This is a genomic window from Micromonospora sp. NPDC005194 (genome assembly GCF_040608335.1).
Classification (GTDB): domain Bacteria; phylum Actinomycetota; class Actinomycetes; order Mycobacteriales; family Micromonosporaceae; genus Micromonospora.
Window position 1 is genome coordinate 1 of the sequence record NZ_JBEXIA010000085.1, and the last position, 1,660, is coordinate 1,660.

General features: G+C 83.7%; 1 pseudogene. It reads right to left on the reverse strand.

The annotated features are described in order from the left end of the window. Positions 1 to 1,546, reverse strand: a pseudogene (locus ABZU53_RS31680) (hypothetical protein); the annotation flags it as partial. Between the last annotated feature and the right edge of the window lie 114 nt (positions 1,547 to 1,660).

The window sequence follows — 1,660 nt, forward strand, 5'->3', positions numbered from 1 at the left end:
GGGCGGGCGCCGAGCACGCCGGCCCCGCCCGGTCGTCGCCGACGGGCGGCTGCCCGACGCCCGGCGGGCGGACGGCGGCGCGAGCCGGACCGTCCGGACCGGCGCCCGGCGGGACGGCCGCACGGGCCGGGCCGTCCGGACGGGGCCGGGCCGAGCCGGGGCGGGGCGGGGCGTCCGGGCCGACGCCCGGGCGCACCGCCGCACGAGCGGGACGATCCGGATCGACGCCCGGCGGCACTGCGGCACGGGCCGGGGCGTCCGGGCCGGCACCTGGGGGCACGGCGGCGCGAGCCGAGCCGTCGGGGCGAGCGGCACCCCGCTCGGGCATGCCGGCGCCGGGACGGGGTGGACCGTCGGGACCACGGCGACCGGCGCCGGAGACCGGCGCCTCGCCGGGCGCGGGTCGGGCCCGCCCCCCGGGCGGTGCGGAGCGGGCGCCCCGGACGGGCGCGCGCCGCCCACCGCCGGCGGGGCCGGCATACGGGTCGTCGCCGCGGTCGTCGGCCGGCCCGGGACGACCGGTGGGTCCGTCGGGGGCGGAGTCGGCCGGCGGGCGGCGGCGTCGGTTGATCGGATCCGCGGCGGCCCCCGGAGCGGCCCGACGGCCGACGGGCCGCTCACCGGTGACCGGCGGATGAGGCACGGAACCGCTCGGCTGCTCTCCGGTGGGGTCTGGCCCGCCGGGCCGGGCGGCCCGGCGGCCGGTGGGAGCGTCCGCGCCCGGGTCGGCCGGTGGCCCGACGGGACGACGGCCGGCGGTGCGTTCCGCGGCGGGATCGGGTACGGCGAGTGGGCCACCGGAGCGATCGGTCAGATCACCGGCGGGCGGCGGGGCGGTACGGCGGCCGACGGGGCGGTTCGCGGTCGGGGCCTGCGCATCGCCACCTCTGCGGTTGACCACCGGCAGACCGGGGTCGGTGTGCGGCAGCCGGCCGGCCTGACGCAGCCAGTCGGCCGGCCGCTCCGGGCGGTCCGCCCGCGGCTCACCGCCGGTCGGCACGCGTCGGCCCTGGTCGTCGGGGACCGCTCGACGGCGGCCGGTGCCGTCGGTGGACGTGACGCTGGCGGACCCGGCGCTGGCGGACCCGGCGCTGGTAGGCCCGGCGTTGGTGGGCCCGGCGTTGGTGGGCGCGGTGGACGCCTGCGGCATCGGTGGGGCGTTGCCCGAGCGGGGCACCACCGGCGCGTCCGGTTCGGCGGCACGGCGGTGACCACCTCCGGCCGGGCGGGCGTGACCCGCGGGCTCCGGCGCTCCCGGGTCGACCGGGCCGGGACGACGCCGGGCCGTGCGCGGGTCATTGTCGATCGCGGGGTCGGCGCGCAGCCCGTCGGCGACCTGCGGCGCGACGCCGGGCGGCGGCCCGTCGAACCGGCCCGGACCGGCCGCGGTGGGTGGCCCGGCGGGTCGCGCCGGATCGGGAACGGGTCCCGTCGTACGTCGGCCGGCGGCCAGGCCGTCACCGGTCAGCGGCCGGCCGCTCCCGGTCGGGTCGGGCCGGGGTCGGCGGCCCGGCGGCACGGCGTCCGGCCGGCGCAGTGGCGGCATCGCTTCCGCGCGGCCGGTCGGGGCGGCGGCATCCGGGCGGTGGCCGGCCGGGGCGCCCGCAGCCGCTGGCCCTCCGGGCGGGCCGGACGGTCCCACGGTCGGACGCGGTCGGGC